This window comes from Pseudomonas sp. NLJ1 (genome assembly GCF_049486705.1).
Lineage (GTDB): Bacteria > Pseudomonadota > Gammaproteobacteria > Pseudomonadales > Pseudomonadaceae > Aquipseudomonas > Aquipseudomonas inefficax.
This window is the reverse complement of record NZ_CP137735.1, coordinates 462,634-483,680: the sequence shown is the minus strand read 5'-3', so window position 1 is coordinate 483,680 and position 21,047 is coordinate 462,634. Positions and strand designations below refer to the sequence as shown.

The window sequence follows — 21,047 nt, the reverse complement described above, 5'->3', positions numbered from 1 at the left end:
CCCGCTCCCACAGAGTTCGCGGCAAATCAGAGAAAGGAGAAACCCGCATGCTGTTCCACGTGAAGATGACCGTGAAACTCCCGGTCGACATGGACCCGGCCAAGGCCGCCCGGCTCAAGGCCGACGAAAAGGAACTGGCCCAGCGCCTGCAGCGCGAAGGCACCTGGCGCCACCTGTGGCGCATTGCCGGGCACTACGCCAACTACAGCGTGTTCGATGTACCCAGCGTCGAGGCGCTGCACGATACGCTGATGCAGCTGCCGCTGTTCCCGTACATGGACATCGAGGTCGACGGCCTTTGTCGGCACCCCTCGTCGATTCACAGCGACGACCGCTGAGTCGCACCTGTCCAGACGCCGAGGCTCCCACAGGGGCCTTGCCAATCAATGAGTGATATGTCGTGTTTGTTTTGCCTGGGCCTTTCCGTGCGGGGAGGGCCTGGGCTTTTTGCTGCCAGGGGCGTTTGATCTAGAATCCGCCTTTTTACCCGAGCCCCCGCACCATGCTGCCCATCGAACTGCTGGCAACCACTGCCGACCAGGCCTCGCTGATTCGCAACCTCTACCAGTTCTACGCCTACGAGTCCTCGGACTGGGAGCAGGAAGACGTCGAAGTGGACGGCCGCTTCTATATCCATGACGAGCACCTGCAACGTTACTGGCAGGCCGATGGCTGGGGCGCGTACCTGGTGCTGGCAGACGGCTTCATCGCTGGTTTCGTGCTGGTCGAACGCAGCGAGTTGCCAGGCATCGACGCCTTCGAACTGGCCGATCTGTTCATCCTGAAAAAGTACCGCCGACAGGGCATCGGCCGGGCGGTGGCGTTGCAACTGCTGGGCGGCGAGGGCGACTGGCTGATGCGCTGTTACGCCCAGGACACGCCTGCTGTGGCCTTCTGCAATGGCGTGTTGGCCGCGCTGTCGCGCCCGGCGCAGGCCATAGCCCTGGATGACGAACCGGGCTTGCTCAATTTCCTGGTGACGGGCGCCCGCCATTGAGGGTTGCCAGCCTTCGCTCGCAAATTGAAGGGATCGTGGCTTTTTGTGAACTACTTCACAAAATTGTCTTCGAAGGCATAATGCCACCAATCCTTTTCATGCCTTTCGAAGGCCCAGGTAAAGATCATGTCGCTAGTCGCAAGCCCCGACATCATGTACCGGCTGTTGATCCAGAGTGTGGTGGACTATGCCTTCTACCTGCTCACCCCCGAAGGTATCGTCGCCAACTGGAACCCCGGCGCCCAGCGCGCCAAGGGCTACCTGGCCGAGGAAATCGTCGGCCAGCACTACTCGCTGTTCTACACCGATGCCGAGCGCGCCGCAGGGCTGCCCGCGCTCAACCTGGAGCAGGCGCGCAGCACCGGGCGCTTCGAAGAGGTCGGTTCGCGGCGGCGCAAGGACGGTACGACCTTCCATGCCCATGTGGTGATCGACGCGGTGCACGACGATGCCGGGCAACTGGTGGGGTTCGCCAAGGTCACCCGCGACATTTCCGAGCACCACCGGCAAGAGCGGGAACTGTTGCAGGCCAAGGAACTGGCCGAGCAGTACAGCCAGGAAATGGCCAAGCTGTCGCAGTTCCTTGATTCGGTGATTGCCAACATCCCCGCCAGCGTCATTGTCCAGGACCTGGAAAGCCAGCGCATCCTGCTGGCCAACCAGCAGGCCGAACGCCTGTTCGGCGGGCCGCAGCGCAGCATGATCGGGCAGTTGCCCGGCGAATGCCTGGGGCCGGGCGTTGCCGGTTACCTGGAGCAGCAACTGGCCCGTGGTGCCCGCAGCACCAAGGGCCATGCCGCCGAAACCCGGGTCGACACGGCCTGTGGCCCACGCACCCTGCGCAGCCGCGCCTTGCTTAGCCAGAACCGTGAAGGCCAGGCCGACTACGTGCTGTTCGTTGCCGAAGACGCCACCGAAGAGCTGGCCGCCCACGCGCAGATCCACCACATGGCGCACCACGATGCGCTGACAGGGCTGCCCAACCGCACCCTGTTCAACGAACGCCTGCGCCAGGCGCTGGTGCGTGACAGCGAGCACGCCAAGCTGACCGCCGCCCTGTGCCTGGACCTGGACAACTTCAAGAACATCAACGATTCGCTGGGCCACGCCTTTGGCGACAAGCTGCTGCGCGCGCTGGGCAAGCGCCTGCGCCGCGAGCTGCGCGAACACGACACCTTGGCCCGCCTGGGCGGTGACGAGTTTGCCGTGGTGCTGACCGGCCTCGAAGGCCGGGACGCCGCATGCAACACTGCGCAGCGCCTGATCAATGCGATCTGCCCACCGTTCCAGATCGAGGGGCACCAATTCACGGTGGGGGTGAGCATCGGCATCGCCATTGCGCCTGATGACAGCGACCAGGCCGAGCAACTGCTGGGCTACGCCGACATGGCGCTGTACGAGGCCAAGCGCAACGGTCGCAACCGCTACGAGTGCTTCAACGTCGAACTGGACGTCGCCGCCCGCCAGCGCCGCCTGGTGGAAACCGACCTGCGCACCGCGCTGCACCTGGGCCAGTTGCACTTGCACTACCAGCCGGTGGTCGACCAGCAGACCAGCAGCGTTACCGGCTATGAGGCGTTGCTGCGCTGGGACCACCCGACCCGCGGCATGGTCATGCCCATGGACTTCATCCCCATTGCCGAGGAAACCGGCCTGATCCATGAACTTGGCACCCGGGCGCTGAACCTGGCCTGCCAGGAGGCGGCCAGCTGGGACAGTGAGCAGACGGTGTCGGTCAACCTATCGGCGGTGCAGTTCAAGAATGCCAACCTGGTGCACAGCGTGGCTCTGGCGCTGGCCGACTCCGGCCTGCCGCCACAGCGGCTGGAGCTGGAGGTCACCGAGTCGGTGCTGCTGGGCAACAGCGAGGAAAACGTGCGTACCCTGCGTGCACTGAAGGACCTGGGCGTGTCCATTTCGCTGGATGATTTCGGCACCGGCTATTCCTCGCTGGGCTACCTGCGTTCGTTCCCGTTCGATCGGATCAAGATCGACAAGTCGTTCGTGCATGACATGTGCGACAGCCGCGAGGCGATGTCGATCATCCGCGCCATTACCGACCTGTCCAACAGCCTGATGATCAAGACCACGGCCGAGGGGGTGGAGTCGGAGGAGCAGATGCGCCGGTTGGCGGCGGAGGGGTGCTCGCACTTCCAGGGCTACCTGTATGGGCGACCGGCACCGGCGAACGAGCGGTTGAAGCAGGTCATGACGCCGGCGTAGTGTTGCCCGGCGCAGTACCTGTGGGAGCGGGTTCACCCGCGAAGCAGGCGACACGGTGGCTGGCACCGGCTGCGCCGGTGTTCGCGGGTGAACCCGCTCCCACATCGGCCGTGCAAGCTTTCAAGGCTTGATCAAGGGTCAGCTGTTCCAGTCCGGCGCAAACGCCGGGCTCACCACCCGCTGGTCCTTCGGCAACCCGGCGATCGCCGCGCGGTCCTCGTCATCCAGTTGCACGTCCGACGCCGCCAGGTTGGCCAGTTGGTTCTCGCGGCTGCCGGCCTTGGGGATCACCGCCACGCTGTCCTGGTCCAGCAACCACTTCAGCGCCACCTGGCTGGGCAGTACGCCGTGCTTGCGGGCGATCGCCTGGATCACCGGCTGCGCCGCAGCCTGCCCCCGGGCCAGCGGGGTGTAGGCGGTGAGTAGCAGGTCGTGGCGGCGGGCATAGTCCAGCAGCGGTTGCTGGCCGAGCAGCACGTGGTATTCCACCTGGATCGCCGACAAGGGTGCACCCAGGGTTTCCACCACCTGGCGCAGCAGCCCCAACGGGAAGTTGGCGACGCCGATGCTGCGTGCCTTGCCCTCGTCACGCAGGGCCACCAAGGTTTCGATGCTGCGGGCCAGGTCCCAGTCCTGGCCGGGCCAGTGGATGTGGAACAGGTCGACCTGCTCGGTACCCAGCGCGCGCAGGCTGCTCTCCAGCGACTGGCGCATGGCCTTGGGCGCCAGGCGATCCCACCATACCTTGGTGGTCAGGTGAATCTGCTCGCGCGGCACATCGCTGTCGCGCAGGGCCTGGCCGACGGCGGCTTCGTTGTCATAGGCAGTGGCGGTGTCGATGTGCCGGTACCCCACTTCAAGCGCCTGGCGCACGGCCTGGGTGCACTCGCTGCCGGTCATTGGCCAGGTGCCCAGGCCGATCGCGGGCAGGTCCAGGCCGTTACGGGTGGTGAGCCTTTGCATTAAAATTCCTTGTAGGGTGTGCAGGGTTCGCATTCGATAGTCGGCGATCAGCACTGCACGGGCCATGCGCGCGGGGCGGAAAGTGGTCGATCAGCGAACAGAAATTGCAGTCGGCCTCGCTAGCGGCAATTGAACTTCCTTATTCTCCGGCATCTCTTCTAGAATCCGAACTGTTGCATCCGCCAGGCAACGCCTGCGCGGCCTTCCCCGGGCGCCGCATCCAGCCGCGCCGTCATCGAGAGTGCCATGAGTTCCAGCACACCGCTGTCCGGAGTCAACCAACCCCTGCGCGGCATCGCCCTGGTGGTGGTGGCGACGTTCCTGTTCGCCAGTCACGATGCCCTGTCCAAGTTCCTCGGTGGCCTGTACCCGATCATCATGGTGGTGTGGGCGCGGTATGTGGTGCACACGTTGCTCATGGCCGGCATCTTCCTGCCCAAGGCCGGCCTCAACGTGCTGCGCACCCGCCGCCCGCTGTTGCAGACGTTACGTGCCCTGAGCCTGCTGAGTACTAGCCTGTTGTTCACCACCGGGCTGCAGTACCTGCCGCTGGCCGAGGCCACGGCGGTCAACTTCCTTGCCCCGGTGCTGGTCACCGCGCTGTCGGCACCGCTGCTGAAGGAGCGGGTGACGGTGGGGCAGTGGGTGGCGGTGGTGATGGGCTTCATCGGCGTGCTGGTGGTGGTGCACCCGGGCGGGGCGATGTTCACCCCGGCCATCCTGTATCCGTTCGGTTCGGCGCTGGGTTTCTGCTTCTATCAGTTGCTGACGCGCATCCTGGCAGCGCATGACAGCCCGACCACCAGCAACTTCTATGCGGGGTTGTGCAACACCCTGGCGATGAGTGCGCTGGTGCCGTTCTTCTGGGAGGTGCCGCGTTGGGACCATGCGCTGCTGATGCTGGCGCTGGGTGGCTTTGGCATGACTGCGCATCTGCTGCTGACCCAGGCCTTCCGCCATGCGGCGCCGGCCTTGCTGGCACCGTTCAGTTATTGCCAGATCGTGTTTGCCGGGTTGCTTGGGTTGGTTGTCTATAGCCAGGTGCCCGATACCCTGAGCCTGGTGGGTATCTCGGTGATTTGCCTCAGTGGGCTGGGGGCGGCGTGGATGCAGCGGGGTAAGTGACAACCTGTAGTGGCCTCTTCGCGGGTAAACCCGCTCCCACAGGTACAGCGCAGCTGTGGGAGCGGGTTTACCCGCGAAAGGGCCCTCAAACCCGACCCTTCAACAACGCCTGCAACGAATCGTCAAAGTCCCGCAGCGCATCCGCCTGCACGGCACGTTCATCCTCGACCACCCGCGCCACATCGCCCAGGCGCTTGCTGGCCCGCCCTTCAGCGCGGCCGATATAGGTCAGCTGGTCATCGAAAAAGCGCGCCACCACCCGGCTTTCGATACCTGCACTAGCCAGACGGCTTTCGGTGTCCAGCAACACGATCACATCCGGGTGATCGCCCAGCAAGGTATCCAGGTCGTCGTAGAAAGTCACCTCGGCAAATTGCTGCGCCAGTGATCGCGCCAGCCAGTCATACGCCTGGCTCTCGCTGCCCAGGGTCGCAGCAGGGCCCCGCGGGCCCTGGGCCGGCGCCGCTGCCTGGGTACGATGGCTGTCGAGGTATTCGAGGGTTGCTTCGGCGTCACGCCCCAGCAGTACCGCCACCCGTTGGCCGGGGGCCAGGGCGACACTGGAAATGGCCGTGGCGGAATAGAAGTGCCCGTAGGGCTGCGCGTCGGTAGCGGCCGGGCTGGCACAACCGCCAAGGGCGGCCAGCAAGGCGAGCAGGGCAGCGATCATGCCGGTTTTCATGGGAGGCCTCATCAATCAGTGAATGCCGCCATCTTCCGCCCGGGCTTGGCGCAGCGGAACTTGATGGCATTCATGGTAGCTATCGATGAAGTCGATGCATCACTGTGTGGCCATGAACTGCAGGATGCGTTCACGCAGCCAGCGCTCGGCCGGGTCATTGTCCTGGGCGCCGCTCCACACCATCGACAGTTCCGCCTCGGTGATGTCGAACGGCGCCGGGTCGGCGCGCAGGCTGCCGTCGTCGGCCAGGGCGCAGGCGGCATAGTCCGGCACCGTGGCGATCAGCTCGGTGTTGCGCAGCAGGGCGCGCAGGCTGCCGAACTGCGGCACCGCCAGCACTACCTTGCGGCAGCGACCGATGCGCGCCAGGTCTAGGTCGATATTGCCGCTCATGTCGCCGGAGAACGACACCATCACATGTGGGCGGGCGCAGTATTCGTCGAGGGTCAGCGGGCCCGGGCGGTCATCGGCGCGCAGCACCCGCACGCCGATGTTGCGCAGCTTGCGGCGCTTGGCGGTGGCCGGCAGGTCGGTGGTGTAACTCACGCCCACCGAGATTTCGCCGCTGGCCAGCAGGCCTGGCATCAGCAGGAAGTTGGCCCGGCGCACCACCACGCTGATGTTCGGGGCCTCTTCGCGCAGGGCCTGCAGCAGGGCCGGGAACAGGCCGAACTCGGCATCGTCCGACAGGCCCAGACGGAACACGTTGCAGCTGTTGACCGGGTCGAACTCGCGGGCGCGGCTGATGGCGGCGGAAATCACATCCATGGCCGGCCCCAGTTCGGTGAAGATCTGCATGGCCCTTGGCGTGGGCTCCATGGCCCGGCCGTTGCGGATCAGCAGCGGATCGTCGAACAGTTCGCGCAGGCGGGCGAGGGCGGCGCTGACGGTGGGCTGGGTGATGAACAGCTTTTCGCCGACCCGGGTCAGGTTGCGTTCGATCATCAGGGCTTCGAACAGTACCAGCAGGTTCATGTCGACGCGGCGCAGGTCGTTGCGATTCATGAGGGTACGGGTTCCGGATTGGAAGGGTTGGCGTTGTATTGGAGCATACGGACAGCTTGGTTGCCTTGTATGGATGTGCCGGCCTCTTCGCGGGTAAACCCGCTCCCACAGGACCAGTACAATTCTTGAGGGTTGTACAGTACCTGTGGGAGCGGGTTTACCCGCGAAGAGGCCGGCACAGAAAAGCTGACAGAGCCAACCTATCACCCCTCAATAGCCACTCTATTAGAACTCTGTCCAAGCTCGGCTAGTCTTTCCCGTGGCCCCGCGAGTTCCGCGAGCGGGCGGCGTGTCAGCACCTGCGTGCAAGACCGCGGCAATCCCGTCGTGACAGCTTCGCAAGCCCCGTGTAGACCTGATGAGGGGTAGCACGAGCCCACGCGCTCGGCTGAAAGAACACCTGGCATAGACCGGAAATCTGGATAACCGACCCAAAGGTACCCGCAGATGTCGAACGAATCGAAATGCCCGTTCCATCAAACCGCAGGTGGCGGCACCACCAACCGTGACTGGTGGCCTGACCAGCTCAACCTGAGAATTCTTCACCAGCATTCCTCCAAGTCCGACCCGATGGACCCGGATTTCGATTATGCCAAGGCATTCAAGAGCCTCGACTTCCAGGCCCTGAAGAAAGACCTGACCGCCTTGATGACCGACTCCCAGGACTGGTGGCCCGCCGACTTCGGCCACTACGGCCCGCTGTTCATCCGCATGGCCTGGCACAGCGCCGGGACCTACCGCATCGGCGATGGTCGGGGCGGTGCAGGCTCCGGCCAGCAGCGCTTCGCCCCGCTCAACAGCTGGCCGGACAACGTCAGCCTGGACAAGGCCCGGCGCCTGCTATGGCCGATCAAGCAGAAGTACGGCAACAAGATTTCCTGGGCCGACCTGATCGTGCTCACCGGCAACGTCGCCCTCGAATCCATGGGCTTCAAGACCTTCGGCTTCTCCGGCGGGCGTGCCGATGTGTGGGAGCCGGACGAAGATGTGTACTGGGGCTCGGAAAAGGTCTGGCTGGGCGGTGACACCCGCTACGGCAAGGCCCAGCCGCCTGGCAAGGGCGACCTGGTGGCGGAGCCGGCCAAGCACCCCGAGGAGCAGGGCCGTACCCTGGAGGGCGAGCGCAACCTGGAAAACCCCCTGGCCGCCGTGCAGATGGGCCTGATCTACGTGAACCCGGAAGGCCCGGAAGGTACCCCCGACCCGGTGGCCTCGGGCAAGGACATCCGTGACACCTTCGGCCGCATGGCCATGAACGATGAGGAAACCGTGGCCCTGATCGCCGGTGGCCACGCCTTTGGCAAGACCCACGGTGCAGGCCCTGCCGACAACGTCGGCCCGGAGCCGGAAGCTGCAGGCCTCGAGCTGCAGGGGTTGGGCTGGGCCAACAAGTTCGGCAGCGGCAAGGGGGGCGATACCATCACCAGTGGCCTGGAAGTGACCTGGACTTCCACTCCCACCCGATGGAGCAACGAATACCTCAACAACCTGTTCAACTTCGACTGGGAACTGACCAAGAGCCCGGCCGGTGCCCACCAGTGGCGGCCGAAGGAGGGCAAGGGGGCAGGCACCGTGCCGGATGCCCATGACCCGGGCAAACGCCACGCGCCTTCCATGCTCACCTCCGACCTGGCGCTGCGCTTCGACCCGGTCTACGAGCCGATTGCCCGCCGCTTCAAGGACAACCCTGATCAGTTGGCAGACGCTTTCGCTCGCGCCTGGTACAAGCTGATCCATCGCGACATGGGCCCATTGGCGCGCTACCTGGGCCCGGAAATGCCCGACGAAGAGCTGCTGTGGCAAGACCCGCTGCCAAAAGTCGACCACCCGCTGGTGGGCGAGCAGGACATTGCCGCGCTCAAGGCCAAGGTGCTGGCGGCGGGCCTGAGCGTTGGCGAGCTGGTGGCCACAGCCTGGGCGGCGGCATCGACTTTCCGCAGTTCGGACAAGCGTGGCGGGGCCAATGGTGGCCGCCTGCGCCTGGCGCCGCAGAAGGACTGGCCGGCGAACCAGGGCACAGGCAAAGTGCTGGCGGCGCTCGAGAAGATCCAGGCCGAGTTCAACGCCGGTGGCAAGAAGATCTCCCTGGCCGACCTGATCGTTCTGGCCGGCACTGCGGCAGTGGAAAAGGCCGCCAAGGACGCCGGGCACGACGTCCGCGTGGCGTTCCGCCCGGGGCGTACCGATGCCTACCAGGCGCAAACCGACGTCGAGTCGTTCGCCGTGCTGGAGCCGCTGGCCGATGGTTTCCGCAACTTCACCAAGGCCCGCTACAGCGTCAAGGCCGAGAAGCTGCTGCTGGACAAGGCCCAGCTGTTGACCCTGACCGCGCCGGAAATGACCGTGCTGATCGGCGGCCTGCGGGTGCTCGGCGCCAACCATGGCGGCAGCCAGCAGGGCGTGTTCACCGACAAGGTCGGTACCCTGAGCAACGACTTCTTCCGCAACCTGCTGGACATGGGCGTGGAATGGAAACCGACCTCGGCGGATAACGAAACCTTCGAAGGGCGCGACCGCAAGACCGGACAGTTGAAGTGGACCGGTAGCCGGGTTGACCTGGTGTTCGGCTCCCATGCTCAGTTGCGGGCGTTGAGCGAGGTGTATGGCAGTGGCGATGGCGGCGGCAAGTTCGTGCGGGACTTTGTGGCGGCCTGGGAGAAGGTGATGGAGCTGGATCGCTTTGACCTGAAATAGCTTCGTCAGAAATGGGGGCGCTTTGCGCCCCTATCGCGACACAAGGCCGCTCCTACAGGCCCTGCGTAGCCTTTCTGGCTTGCGCGATACCTGTAGGAGCGGCCTTGTGTCGCGATAGGGCTGCAAAGCAGCCCCATGCTCTCCGGGGGCTGGACCATTTCAATCTTCCTGTGCAAGCTGATGCTCGACAGTGATTGCACACAGAAGGTGATCGTTCGTGAACCCCGAATCCATGCTGGCGGCATTGCCAGGCTACGCCATGTCGGCCGAGTCGATCCAGGTGCTGCCCGATGCCAAGGCCTACCGCGCCTGCCTGCTCGAGCGCATCCGCGCCGCAACCCGGCGTATCGTCATCGTTGCGCTGTACCTGCAGGAAGACGAGGCCGGCCAGGAAGTGCTGGATGCCTTGTACCAGGCCAAGGCCGCGCGGCCGGGGCTGGAAATCACCATCGTGGTCGACTGGTTCCGTGCCCGACGCGGCCTGCTGGGCGCCGGTCGCCAGCCGGGTAATGCTGCCTGGTACCAGGCCCAGCGCCAGCACCATGGGCTGGACATCGTCATCCATGGCGTACCGGTGCAGACCCGCGAGCTGTTCGGCGTGTTGCACCTGAAGGGCAGCATCATCGACGACTGCGTGATCTACACCGGCGCGAGCCTGAACAATGTGTACCTGCACCGTTTCGACCGCTACCGCCTGGACCGCTACCACCTGTTCCAGTCTCCAGAACTGGCCGACGCAATGGTCGGTCTGGTACGGCGCCTGTTGCACCACACCGCCACACCGCGCCTCGATCTGCCGGCGCCACCCTCCACCCGTAGCCTGCGCGGCGACATCCGGCGCTTGCGCGCGCGGCTGCGGCGCATGGCCTATGAGGCACCGACCAGCGGGGCGGGGCAGGGCCTGCGGGTTGTCCCGCTGTTGGGTGTGGGGCGTGGCAACCCGCTGAACAGGGCACTGTGCGCCTTGTTGGCGGCGGCGCGTACGCAGGTGATCATCAGCACGCCGTATTTCAACCCGCCCCGGGTGCTGATGCGCGAGCTCGACCATGCCCTGGCGCGTGGCTTGCGGGTGGAACTGATCGTTGGTGATCGCACGGCCAACGACTTTTACATAGCCCCCGGCGAGCCGTTCAGTGCGAGCGGCGCGTTGCCTTACCTGTACGAAGACAACCTGCGCGCCTTTACCCGACGTCGCCACGCGGCAATTGCCAGCGGCCAGCTGCAGGTGCGGATCTGGAACGACCCCGGGCATACTTTTCATGCCAAGGGTGTGTGGGTCGACCAGCGTTATTCGCTGCTGACCGGAAACAACCTCAACCCGCGCGGCTTCAACCTCGATCTGGAGAATGGCCTGCTGATCGATGACCCACAAGGGCAATGGCTGGGGCCACGGGAAGCAGAGCTGGCCGAGCTGCGCCGGCATGCGCCGAAGATCGGCTCGGCCGAGGAGTTGGGGGTAAAGGCCGAGCACCCCAAGGAAGTGCGCAGGTTCTTGCGGCGGCTGCGCTATAGCCGGCTGGAGCCGCTGATCAAACGGGTCCTCTGAGGGGATTCAAGCGTTTTTGTGGGAGCGGCCTTGTGTCGCGAAAGGGCCGCAATGCGGCCCCTCGAGTTCAGCGTCACCGCCGCTATTGCCGGGGCTGCTTTGCAGCCCTTTCGCGACACAAGGCCGCTCCTACAGGGGCCGCGCCAGGCTGTGCCACCTTGGTTTCCTGTTTGCCCCGCGGCTTGAGCCGCGACACCGCAAACAACACCACCGCCAACCCGACGACCTGATACAGCGAAATCTCCTCGCTCAGGATCGCCCACGATGCCAGCACCGTCAGCACCGGCCCCAGGTTGAGCGGTGCGCATTACTGCGCCGGGACCAGGCGAGTACCACTCACCTGCACCTGATCACCGGGCTTGAAGCGGGCATTGGGCGAGCGATAGCGCTGGGTACTGCCGTCGTCATGGCGTACCACGTAGGCCGCGTCGCTGTGCCCGCTGCCTTGTTGCACGGCGGCGCCGCCAATTGCACCCAAGGCTGCACCGGCGATGGCGCCGAAAGGGCCGCCGAGCGCGGCGCCAACCATCAGGCCGGTGACGCCCCCGGCGCCATAGCCCACCGTGTTGTCGGGGCTTTCCGAGAGCACCTCGTCGGCGCAGGCGGGCAGGGCGATGGACAGGGACATCACCAGAGGGAGGAGGATATTTTTCATGATGGTTATTTCCGCAAGGCAGGTAGTGGCGAAAGAGAATGGTTCAGCTTTCGTGCCAGCTGGGAAGCCCTTGCAGATGGGCGTTTTGCGCTGGTGTGTTGTCATAACGACAGCAGTTTTTGTGGTGCAAATGACAGGCTGATGTCAATATGACATTCACTCATACAGGTATTGGCCAGGGCTGGGCTATCATTTGCAGGCTGGTGGTGTAAGGCTCCTCTGAAAAGTCATCACGAGCGCATACAATCGGGCCTTTTCCCCGTCAACCAGACAGGCCAATCCGTTCATGGCGCTTGATCCACCCACCATGCTGACTATCTCCATTGCCCTGGCTGGCGCGGCCGCGTTGTACCTGGCGATCGAGTGGCGCAGCGTTCGCGATTCATCGCTGCTGTTCTGGAGTGCAGGCTTTGCCACCATCACGATTGGTTCCACCCTGGCCTTGCTGCGCGGCATCGGTCTGGTGCTGATCGGTATCTGGTTCGCCAACGGTTTGCTGGTGGTGGCGCACTGGTTCTTCCTGATGGGGGTGTTGCGCTTCACCCAGGTGCGGCTGTCGCGTATCTGGTTATCGGTCGTGCTGGTGTGGTTCGCCTTGCTGCTGTTGCCTGTGGGGCCGCAGTGGTCGAAGGTAATGCTGATGGTCAACTCGTTGCTGGTGGCGCTGTTGACGCTCAAGGCCAGCTGGCTGTTGCGGCCGCATGGCAAGTCGTTGAGTGTTGGCGCCGTGCAGTTGCGCTATGTGTTGCTGGTTCATGGGGTGTTCTATGTGGCCAAGGCGATCATTGCGATCACGCCGGGGACGCTGATTGACCTGGCCACTTTCGGCGGGCTGATCATTCAGGTTTCCCTGGTCGAAGGTGCGATGGCGATCATGCTGATTGCCTTGTCGATGACCGGCACCGTGCGCTACCGGCGCGAGGCGCGGATTGCCCGTCTGGCGGCCCGTGACCCGTTGACGGCGCTGTACAACCGGCGTGCACTGGAGGTGCGTGCGGGGCCTTTCTTCAAGGCAGTGGATTCGGCGCAGCCCGGGGCCTTGCTACTGATCGACATCGACAACTTCAAGCTGGTCAACGACCTGCACGGGCATGTTGCAGGGGACCGCTTGCTGATTGCCCTGAGCGAGATGATTCGTATGGTTTTGCCCGAGCGCGCGCTGGCGGCGCGGTTGGGCGGTGATGAGTTCGTCATTCTGCTGTGTGGGGCGAACAGCGAGCAGGTCATGGAGCTGGGCGGACTGCTGCGCGAGCAGTTCCAGCAGCATGCCAGCAAGACGGTGCCTACGCCGCAGCCGGTCACCTTGAGCATCGGCGTCAACCTGTTCGACCAGCCGCCGACGAGCCTGGCGGCCTTGATCGAGCAGGGGGATGTGGCGTTGTACCAGTCCAAACGAAATGGGCGCGACAGCATCCGCTTTGTCGAACGGCCGATGGCCCACCTCAGCCAGTAGCAGTTTTTTCTTTGCCTTTGCCTTTGCCTTTGCTCCTGCCTTTGCTCCTGCCGTTGCCGTTGCTTTTGCTTCTAAGCACGCGAAAGTTCAGGCGCCGCCGATTGCGACTTCAGGAGGCCGAGCGAAGGGACTGCGGAGGGAGGTGACGGGCATGGATGCCCGTCAAGCGCTGAGGCCCCATGGATGGGGCCTGCAGCGCGTACTCCCGGGAGCTGGCCCGTAGCGAGGGAACCCCGGAGCGAAGCGCAGGGGCCGGATGATGGGAGCCGACGGTTTTTGGTTCCTTTTTGCCACGACAAAAAGGGACCCGCCGTAAGGGCGGAAAGGTGACTTTGCGCCACCATCGCGAATGAATGTCTACTCGATGTGAATGCCACATCCCAAAAAGCCAAAAAGCTTAAGCGACGGTTTTTATATAGCGAACAGTCCATTTACGATGGCGACGCATACGCACCTTTTCGCCCTTACGGCGAGTCACTTTTTGTCAAACGCGACAAAAAGTAACCAAAAAACGCTGGCTCCTATCATCCGGCCCCTGCGCTTCGCTCCGGGGTCCCCTCGCTACGGGCCTGCTACCGGGAGTACGCGCTGCAGGCCCCATCCATGGGGCCTCAGCGCTTGACGGGCATCCATGCCCGTCACCTCCCTCCGCAGTCCCTTCGCTCGGCCTCCTGAAGTCGCAATCTGCGGCGCCTGAACTATCGCGTGCCAGAAGCAAAAGCCGAAGCAACAGCAACAGCAATAGCAATAGCAATAGCAATAGCAAGATTAAGCGGCTACTTGTTATTGATGCACTGCGATTGCGCACTGTAACGAATGGTCTGCAAGCGTCCCTGGCTGTCTTCGAAGGTCATCAGCTTCGGTACAACGATGCAGGTCTTCGGATCGTCGGACTGTCGCACGAAAACTGGCAATGTCCAGCTTCATGCCATAACGGTAATCCTCGACCGTCGGCATCGGCTTGCCAGCCTTGGCCGCATACGCCGAAATCGCTTGCTGGTGTTCGGTCAGCACCTGCTCGGCACGGTTATCGGAATAGGCCAGCGCCTGGCCAGTCAGCAACAGCAGCAATACGCCGCCAGCAAGAAAGGTTTTCATCGTCGAACCTCTGTAGGTCAGTCATCTCGGCACTCAGGCTATCGAGGAGCAACCCACAGGGGCATGACGGCAAACTTACAATTCAGTCAGGGCGAATCAGGTCACCACCTGGTAGCACGGTACATACGCCGCCCCGCCAGGCAGCTTCATCCGATGCTGGTCGACGAACGCCTGCAACAGCCGGCCCAGTGGGTCCAGCACGGCGCTGTCGCCACGGATCTGATACGGCCCGTGTTCCTCGATCAGGCGGATGCCCTTGTCCTTCACGTTGCCGGCGACAATGCCGGAAAACGCCCGGCGCAGGTTGGCGGCCAGTTCGTGGGCCGGCAGCTCGCGGCGCAGGTCGAGGTCGGCCATGGCCTGGTGGGTCGGGTCGAACGGGCGCTGGAAGCTCTCCTCGATCTTCAGCAGCCAGTTGAAGTGGAAGGCATCGTTGCGCTCGCGGCGGAACTGCTTCACCGCCTTGAGCCCTTCGACCATGTGCCGGGCAACTTCCGCCGGGTCATCGATGATGATCTCGTACAAGCGATGCGCCGCCTCACCCAGGGTGGCGCCGACGAACGCGTGCAACTGCTGCAGGTACGGCTCGGCACTGCGCGGGCCGGTGAGTACCACCGGGAACGGCAGCTCCTGGTTGTCCGGGTGCATGAGGATGCCCAGCAGGTAGAGGAACTCCTCGGCCGTGCCGGCACCGCCCGGGAAGATGATGATGCCATGGCCGACACGAACGAAGGCTTCCAGACGCTTCTCGATGTCCGGCAGGATCACCAGTTCGTTGACGATCGGGTTGGGCGCTTCGGCGGCGATGATGCCGGGCTCGGTCAGGCCCAGGTAGCGGCTGCCGTGCATGCGTTGCTTGGCGTGGGCAATGGTGGCGCCCTTCATCGGGCCCTTCATCACACCCGGGCCGCAGCCGGTGCATACGTCCAGCTTGCGCAGGCCCAGCTCGTGGCCGACCTTCTTGGTGTACTGGTATTCCTCGCTGCTGATCGAATGGCCACCCCAGCACACCACCATCTTCGGCTCCACGCCCGGGCGCAGGGTGCGGGCGTTGCGCAGCAGATGGAAGACATAGTCGGTGATGCCCTGGGAGCTTTCCAGGTCTATGCGCTGGCTGGCCAGCTCGCTTTCGGTGTAGACGATGTCGCGCAGGGCGCTGAACAGCATTTCACGGGTGCTGGCGATCATTTCGCCATCGACGAAGGCGTCGGCCGGGGCATTCAGCAGCTCCAGGCGCACGCCGCGGTCCTGTTGATGGATACGCACCTCGAAGTCCTGATAGGCCTCGAGGATGGTCTTGGCATTGTCGACATGGGCGCCGGTGTTGAGGATGGCCAGGGCGCACTGGCGGAACAGGGTGTAAAGGCTACCGGTACCGACTTCACTCAGTTGCTGCACTTCACGTTGTGACAGCGTCTCCAGGCTGCCTTTGGGGCTGACGGATGCATTGATGACATTGCGTTGAGGCATCTAAGTCTTTCCTGTGCGGGTAAAACATCCTTCTTTGACAACACCATACCGAGAAATGCGGACGGCAACGAGGGGGGGCAACAAAAACCTCATGAGACCGAGCCGCCTGCTTCGCGGGTAAACCCGCTCCCACAGGTACGGCGCAGGTTCTGAAGGCAGCGCGATACCTGTGGGAGCGGGTTTACCCGCGAAGCAGGCGACTCGGTCTCAAGTCATCCCAACAGCCTCTGCACACCCAAGGTAATCGCTACGCCGCCAAACACCAGCCAGAGGTTGAGAATCGCCCCGGTGGCCAGCGCCCGCGGCCCGGCCTGGCGAATCTGGCTGAAGCGCGTTTCCATGCCCAGCGCGGTCATGGCCATGGTCAGGGCAAAGGTATCCAGGCTGTTGACCACCTGCGTCACGCTGTCGGGCAGCACCTGCAGCGAATTCACCAACACCAGCGCGAGGAAGCCGAAGGCGAACCAGGGCATGGCGATGCGCCCGTTACCCTGTGCCTGGCCCGGCTGGCGCGCGCGGCTGATCCAAAGCCCGACCACCAGCAGCACCGGTACCAGCAGCATCACCCGGGTCATCTTGACGATGGTGGCGATATGCGTGGCCTCGGGGCTGACGTTGCTGGCCGCACCGACTACCTGGGCCACTTCGTGAATGGTGCCACCCAGGAACAGCCCGGCGCCCATGGTGTCCAGTTGCAGCCAGCCGGCATTGATCGCCAATGGGAAGAGGAACATCGACAGGGTGCCGAACAGCACCACGCTACCAACCGCCATGGCGCTTTTGTGCGGTGCACTGCGCAGGGCCGACTCGAAGGCCAGAACCGCTGCGGCGCCGCAGATGGCGCTGCCGGCTGCGGTCAGCAAGGCGGTATCGCGGTCCAGCTTGAACAGCTTCATGCCGCACCACAGGCCGATCAGCAGGGTGCTGGAAACCACCAGCAACGACACGATGAGCCCGGACCAGCCGACTTCGGCAATTTCCTGCAGGCTTACCCGCAGGCCGAAGAAGGCCACGGCAATGCGCAGCAGGCCGCGGGCGGAAAAGTTGATACCCGCCGCCCAGCTGGCCGGTAAACCATCACGCAGTGCATTGCCGTAAAGCGCACCGGCGACGATACCGACAATCAGCGGGCTGATACCCAGGTTGGCGATGGCGGGCAGGGCGGCCAGCTGGGTGACCGCAAGCGCGAACAGCGCGACGAACAGGATGCCATTGAGCCGCCCTCGGGTAGAGAGGGTAGGCGCCAAGGCGGGTGTGGATGGAACCGTGGCCATGTGAGCCCTCCGGAAAGGTGTTTCGACATGGCTTACGTTAATCTGGTTATAAGCTTATAAAAAATCGTAATTCAGAATGGCAAATATCCGTTGAGCTGATATTTTGCACTCATGACCCCAGAACAACTGATAACGTTCGCCACCGTCGCCGAGCACGGCAACATCAGCCATGCGGCCCAGGCTCTGCACCTGTCGCAGCCGGCGGTGTCCGGCCAGCTCAAGCTGCTGCAGGAAGCTTTTGGCGAGCCCCTGTATCAGCGCGCAGGCCGTGGTGTGCGGCTGACAGCAGCCGGCGAGCAATTGTTGGCCCATGCCGAGCGCCTGCGCGAAACCTTCCGTCAAGCCCAGGCGTTGCGCGAGGCCATGCGCGGGCTGGAGCGCGGTACCTTGCGCATCGGCGCCAGTACCACGCCGGCCAGCTACCTGCTGCCCTACCTGATTGCCGATTTCCATGCCCGCTACCCCGAGGTGCTGGTAAGCACCTCCAACGGCAATACGGCGGAAATTGTCGCTGCGCTGGACAGCGTAGATATCGCCCTGATCGAAGGGCCACCTGGGCAGGAGCTGCCATTGGGCACGGCGGTGACAGCGTGGCGGGAAGACGAGATCGTGGCCATCGTGCCGCGTGGTCATCCGCTGGCTGGCAGTGATCGGCAGACGCTGGCGTCGCTGGGGGCTTACCCCTTGGTACTGCGTGAGAGTGGTTCGGGTGTGCGGCAGATCGTCGAGCGGGCGTTTGCCCGCAGCGGCGTGGCAATGCGCGTGGCGCTGGAGATTGCCGGGGTGGAAGGGGTGAAGGAAGCGGTGCGGGCCGGGATGGGGATCGGTTTTGTGTCGGCGATGTCGATCCGGCATGAGGACGGGGCGTTGCAGCGGTTGCAGGTTAGGCCAGAGCCCTTGGTCAGGCGGTTTTCGATACTGATGCCACATGCAGCGACGCCCTCGCGGGCGGCGGCGCGGTTCCTTGAGTTGTGTATTGGCCTGCAAGAGGTGGGGTGACTGTACCGGCCTTTCGCGGGTGAACCCGCTCCCACAGGTACTGCACCGCGTGCAAGAGCCGTGAGACATCTGTGGGAGCGGGCGAGCCCGCGAAGAGGCCAGCACAGGCACCCTCAATCCACCTTGAACACATGCTTCAGATAGGCCACGAAGTTCTCATCCCGGCACTGTGTCTTGCCCGGGCTGTCGGAAATCTTGGCCACCGGTGCCCCATTGCACGCCGTCATCTTGATCACGATGTTCATCGGCTCCACCCCCGGGATATCGCAGGTCAGCCGGGTACCAATGCCAAAGCTCACATTGATCCGCCCATGCAGCGCCCGGTACAGCCGCAGCGCCTTGGCAAGGTCCAGCCCGTCGGAAAAGATCAGGGTCTTGCTCTTCGGGTCGATCCCCAGCCGCTCATAGTGGGCAATGGCCTTTTCCGCCCAGGCCAGCGGGTCGCCCGAATCGTGCCGCAGGCCATCGAACAGCTTGGCGAAGTACAGGTCGAAATCGCCCAGGAATGCGTCCATGGTGATGCAGTCGGTCAGGGCGATGCCCAGCAGCCCCCGGTATTCCCGCACCCAGCATTCCAGCGCAGCGGCTTGGCTGTCGACCAGTCGTGGGCCGAGCTGCTGGTGGGCCATGAACCATTCGTGGGCCATGGTGCCGATCGGCTTGAGCTGGTATTCACGGGCCAGGTGCACGTTGCTGGTACCGACAAAGCGGCCCGGGAAGTCACGTTTGAGAATGTGTACCACCTCTTCCTGCACCCGGTAGGAGAAGCGCCGCCGGGTGCCGAAGTCGGCCAGTTGGAAACCGGCCAGTTCTTCGGCGCTGGCCTCCGTCGTTAGCCAGTCGAGGTTCTGATACAGGCGCTCGCGGACTTGCTCTATCACCACCTCGCGGTACCGGTAGCGGTTGCGCACCTCGCTGATGATCGCCAGCAGCGGGATCTCGTACAGAATCACATGCAGCCACGGCCCGCGCACGCGAATCGCCAGTTGCCCGGCAGCATCCAGGCCCACCTGCACATAGCGCAGGTTGAAGCGGAACAGGCTGAGAAAACGGATGAAGTCCGGTTTGATGAACGGGATCTTTTCCAGGTAGGCGAGCTGGTCATGAGTGACGCTGACATCGGCCAGTTGCTCGACCTGGTAACGGATTTCCGCCAGGTAAGGTGCGAGGTTCTCGCCGTTACGGCAGCGGAATTCCCATTCCACTTCGGCGTTGGGGTAGTTGTGCAGCACCACCTGCATCATGGTGATCTTGTAGAAGTCGGTGTCCAGCAGGTTCTGGATGATGCGCGGGCCGAAAACGCTGTCGCTCATGGGCGGTCTTCCTTGATCAGAGAGAGCTGGTAGTCCAGCGCCGCTTCGTCGCCGCAGAGGATCACGCCCTCGGCGGCCAGGGCGCCACACGCCTCGATGGCGCCTGCCTGGGTGAGTGCACGGCAGGCCGGCAGGTACAAAAGCACCTGGAAACCGGCCTGGCGCAATTGGCGGGCGGTGGTCCTGACGCAATAGTCCAGGGCCAGGCCACCGACAATCACTGCACCTACCTGCTGTACCTTGAGGTACTCGATTACCCCGGTGGAGCGACGCTCGGCCAGGTCGTGGTAGCAGGCGCCGTAGGGGTGCAGGTCGGGCTCGACGCCTTTCCACACGAAATAGTCGTAGTCGATGGGAGCAGGCAAGCCGGGCAGCAGCTCGAAACCGGGAGTGCCGGGGACGCAGTGACTGACCCAAGTCAGGTCGGCGTTGGCCAGGGACAGGGGTTGCAACATGTGTGCGGGGTCGGCGACCACCCAGGCGGCGTTGGCCGGGTGGGCGTCCTTGCTGCCCAGGCGCAGGTCGGCACGCAAGGCCATGGTATTGAGATCTGCCGCGATTTCATCGCCTTCAGGAACCGGCAGTTCTTGCGGCACGTTGCTGGTGAAGCCGTTCTGGGCGTCGACATCGAAACTGGCGATCTTCATGGCGGTTCTCCTTGCTGGAATGGCTATATAATTCACCTGGTGTATTAAGTGTGTCAAGCGCCATTTTATATCGGGTTTCTGCTTGCCTTACTTAGATGCCCTGGTGGATTATAATGAGCTTGAACAAGGAGTCGCCCGGTGAGTACAGTCGAAGTCCTGGCCAGCGTCGATATCGTCGCCCTGCGCATGGCCCCCGAAGCTCAGCATCTGCAAGTGCTGTTGCACCGTCGTGAGCGTGAACCGCATGCCGGCCAATGGGCCTTGCCCGGGGTCATCGTCAATGGCCGCATCCCCGACACCAGCCTGGAAGCGGCCGCCGAACGTGCGCTGCGCGAGAAAGCCCAAGTCGTACCGTGCTACATGGAACAGGTGGGGACCGAGGGCAATGCTTTCCGCGACCCGCGTGGCTGGTCGCTCAGTACCTATTACCTGGCATTGCTCGAACCGGGGCAGGTCGTCGAGTGCGAGCAACTGGCGTTTTTCGACTTGGACAGCGTATTGGCGCGCAAGGTGCTGCTGCCATTTGATCACAACCTGTTGGTGGAGCTTGCCCGTGAGCGGCTGGCGGCGAAGACGGTGTACAGCAGCCTGCCGCTGTACTTGCTGGCGGAGAAGTTCACTGTGCTGGATGCGCTAGGTGCGGTGCAGGCTTGCCTGGGGCAGGCGGTGAACAACACCTCGCTGCGCAAACGCCTGGAGCGCTTGCGCGAATTGGGATGGGTGAGTGATACCGGGGAGAAGAACCAGCCGAGGCTGGGTAGGCCGCAGCAGTTGTATCGATATACGCCGCAGGGTGAGCGGGCGTTCATGTTTGACCGCAGTTTATTGCCGGAAGGAGGATAGAGCCCGCGGTATCTCCGCTTCAGGAAGGTAACCTGTTAAAAATGACAGTATTGAAGTCAC

General features: G+C 63.6%; 18 protein-coding genes. 9 read left to right on the top strand and 9 right to left on the bottom strand.

Annotated elements, in window-relative coordinates; all coding sequences use genetic code 11:
- Positions 1 to 47: 47 nt before the first annotated feature.
- The 3 genes from catC to R9B85_RS02135 all read left to right on the top strand — a co-directional run bounded on the left by catC (position 48) and on the right by R9B85_RS02135 (position 3,220).
- On the top strand, positions 48 to 338 hold the full coding sequence (catC, locus tag R9B85_RS02145; RefSeq protein WP_013973066.1) for a muconolactone Delta-isomerase: 291 nt from the start codon (positions 48 to 50) through the stop codon (positions 336 to 338).
- A gap of 164 nt (positions 339 to 502) precedes the next feature.
- Positions 503 to 997 (top strand): GNAT family N-acetyltransferase, encoded by a 495-nt coding sequence (locus R9B85_RS02140; RefSeq protein WP_207879839.1) that lies wholly within the window; start codon positions 503 to 505, stop codon positions 995 to 997.
- A 126-nt stretch (positions 998 to 1,123) separates the two neighbouring features.
- Entirely contained in the window at positions 1,124 to 3,220 is a 2,097-nt protein-coding gene (locus tag R9B85_RS02135; RefSeq protein WP_207879841.1) for a putative bifunctional diguanylate cyclase/phosphodiesterase, read from the top strand.
- A gap of 138 nt (positions 3,221 to 3,358) precedes the next feature.
- Here the strand turns inward: R9B85_RS02135 and R9B85_RS02130 are convergent, their stop codons facing one another.
- The gene (locus R9B85_RS02130; protein ID WP_423770779.1) at positions 3,359 to 4,183 is read right to left on the bottom strand and encodes an aldo/keto reductase; all 825 of its coding nucleotides are present in this window, start codon (positions 4,181 to 4,183) and stop codon (positions 3,359 to 3,361) included.
- Positions 4,184 to 4,429: 246 nt separating this feature from the next.
- On the opposite strand from R9B85_RS02130, the gene R9B85_RS02125 reads away from it, so the two are divergent.
- The gene (locus R9B85_RS02125) at positions 4,430 to 5,308 is read left to right on the top strand and encodes a DMT family transporter (RefSeq protein WP_112252671.1); all 879 of its coding nucleotides are present in this window, start codon (positions 4,430 to 4,432) and stop codon (positions 5,306 to 5,308) included.
- 85 nt (positions 5,309 to 5,393) lie between these two features.
- Here R9B85_RS02125 and R9B85_RS02120 read toward each other — a convergent pair whose 3' ends face one another.
- Together R9B85_RS02120 and R9B85_RS02115 are read right to left on the bottom strand one after the other, a co-directional pair.
- Entirely contained in the window at positions 5,394 to 5,990 is a 597-nt protein-coding gene (locus R9B85_RS02120) for a hypothetical protein (protein WP_112252670.1), read from the bottom strand.
- A 99-nt stretch (positions 5,991 to 6,089) separates the two neighbouring features.
- Positions 6,090 to 6,995 (bottom strand): LysR family transcriptional regulator, encoded by a 906-nt coding sequence (locus R9B85_RS02115; RefSeq protein WP_207879847.1) that lies wholly within the window; start codon positions 6,993 to 6,995, stop codon positions 6,090 to 6,092.
- A 447-nt stretch (positions 6,996 to 7,442) separates the two neighbouring features.
- Here R9B85_RS02115 and katG point away from each other — a divergent pair, with 447 nt between their 5' ends.
- Positions 7,443 to 9,689, top strand: coding sequence for a catalase/peroxidase HPI (gene katG, locus R9B85_RS02110; protein WP_423770778.1), 2,247 nt, complete (start codon positions 7,443 to 7,445; stop codon positions 9,687 to 9,689).
- A gap of 217 nt (positions 9,690 to 9,906) precedes the next feature.
- Positions 9,907 to 11,235, top strand: a complete 1,329-nt coding sequence (pssA, locus tag R9B85_RS02105; protein WP_423770777.1) for a CDP-diacylglycerol--serine O-phosphatidyltransferase — start codon at positions 9,907 to 9,909, stop codon at positions 11,233 to 11,235.
- 307 nt (positions 11,236 to 11,542) lie between these two features.
- Here pssA and R9B85_RS02100 read toward each other — a convergent pair whose 3' ends face one another.
- Positions 11,543 to 11,890 carry a hypothetical protein gene (locus R9B85_RS02100; RefSeq protein ID WP_181457348.1) on the bottom strand — a complete coding sequence of 116 codons (348 nt, stop codon included), beginning with the start codon at positions 11,888 to 11,890 and terminating at the stop codon, positions 11,543 to 11,545.
- Between the two features lie 307 nt (positions 11,891 to 12,197).
- On the opposite strand from R9B85_RS02100, the gene R9B85_RS02095 reads away from it, so the two are divergent.
- Positions 12,198 to 13,343 (top strand): GGDEF domain-containing protein, encoded by a 1,146-nt coding sequence (locus tag R9B85_RS02095; protein WP_112252664.1) that lies wholly within the window; start codon positions 12,198 to 12,200, stop codon positions 13,341 to 13,343.
- 776 nt (positions 13,344 to 14,119) lie between these two features.
- Here the strand turns inward: R9B85_RS02095 and R9B85_RS02090 are convergent.
- The 3 genes from R9B85_RS02090 to R9B85_RS02080 form a co-directional block, all read right to left on the bottom strand.
- Positions 14,120 to 14,197: a DUF2790 domain-containing protein gene (locus tag R9B85_RS02090; protein ID WP_252378776.1), complete on the bottom strand. Its 78-nt coding sequence runs from the start codon at positions 14,195 to 14,197 to the stop codon at positions 14,120 to 14,122.
- Positions 14,198 to 14,537: 340 nt separating this feature from the next.
- Positions 14,538 to 15,911 carry a nucleotide 5'-monophosphate nucleosidase PpnN gene (ppnN, locus tag R9B85_RS02085; protein ID WP_085623623.1) on the bottom strand — a complete coding sequence of 458 codons (1,374 nt, stop codon included), beginning with the start codon at positions 15,909 to 15,911 and terminating at the stop codon, positions 14,538 to 14,540.
- Between the two features lie 212 nt (positions 15,912 to 16,123).
- The gene (locus R9B85_RS02080; protein WP_423770776.1) at positions 16,124 to 17,185 is read right to left on the bottom strand and encodes a YeiH family protein; all 1,062 of its coding nucleotides are present in this window, start codon (positions 17,183 to 17,185) and stop codon (positions 16,124 to 16,126) included.
- Positions 17,186 to 17,296: 111 nt separating this feature from the next.
- On the opposite strand from R9B85_RS02080, the gene R9B85_RS02075 reads away from it, so the two are divergent.
- A complete protein-coding gene (locus R9B85_RS02075; protein ID WP_423770775.1) occupies positions 17,297 to 18,184 on the top strand; it encodes a LysR family transcriptional regulator in 888 nt (295 codons plus the stop codon).
- Between the two features lie 113 nt (positions 18,185 to 18,297).
- On the opposite strand, the gene pncB is transcribed toward R9B85_RS02075, so the two are convergent.
- Complete coding sequence (gene pncB, locus R9B85_RS02070; protein WP_423770774.1) at positions 18,298 to 19,497, bottom strand: nicotinate phosphoribosyltransferase; 1,200 nt, start codon at positions 19,495 to 19,497, stop codon at positions 18,298 to 18,300.
- Entirely contained in the window at positions 19,494 to 20,144 is a 651-nt protein-coding gene (locus tag R9B85_RS02065) for an isochorismatase family protein (protein ID WP_112252646.1), read from the bottom strand. Before R9B85_RS02065 ends, pncB begins: the two co-directional genes overlap by 4 nt.
- 138 nt (positions 20,145 to 20,282) lie before the next feature.
- On the opposite strand from R9B85_RS02065, the gene R9B85_RS02060 reads away from it, so the two are divergent.
- Positions 20,283 to 20,987 carry an NUDIX hydrolase gene (locus R9B85_RS02060; RefSeq protein WP_313855317.1) on the top strand — a complete coding sequence of 235 codons (705 nt, stop codon included), beginning with the start codon at positions 20,283 to 20,285 and terminating at the stop codon, positions 20,985 to 20,987.
- The last annotated feature ends 60 nt before the right edge of the window (positions 20,988 to 21,047 follow it).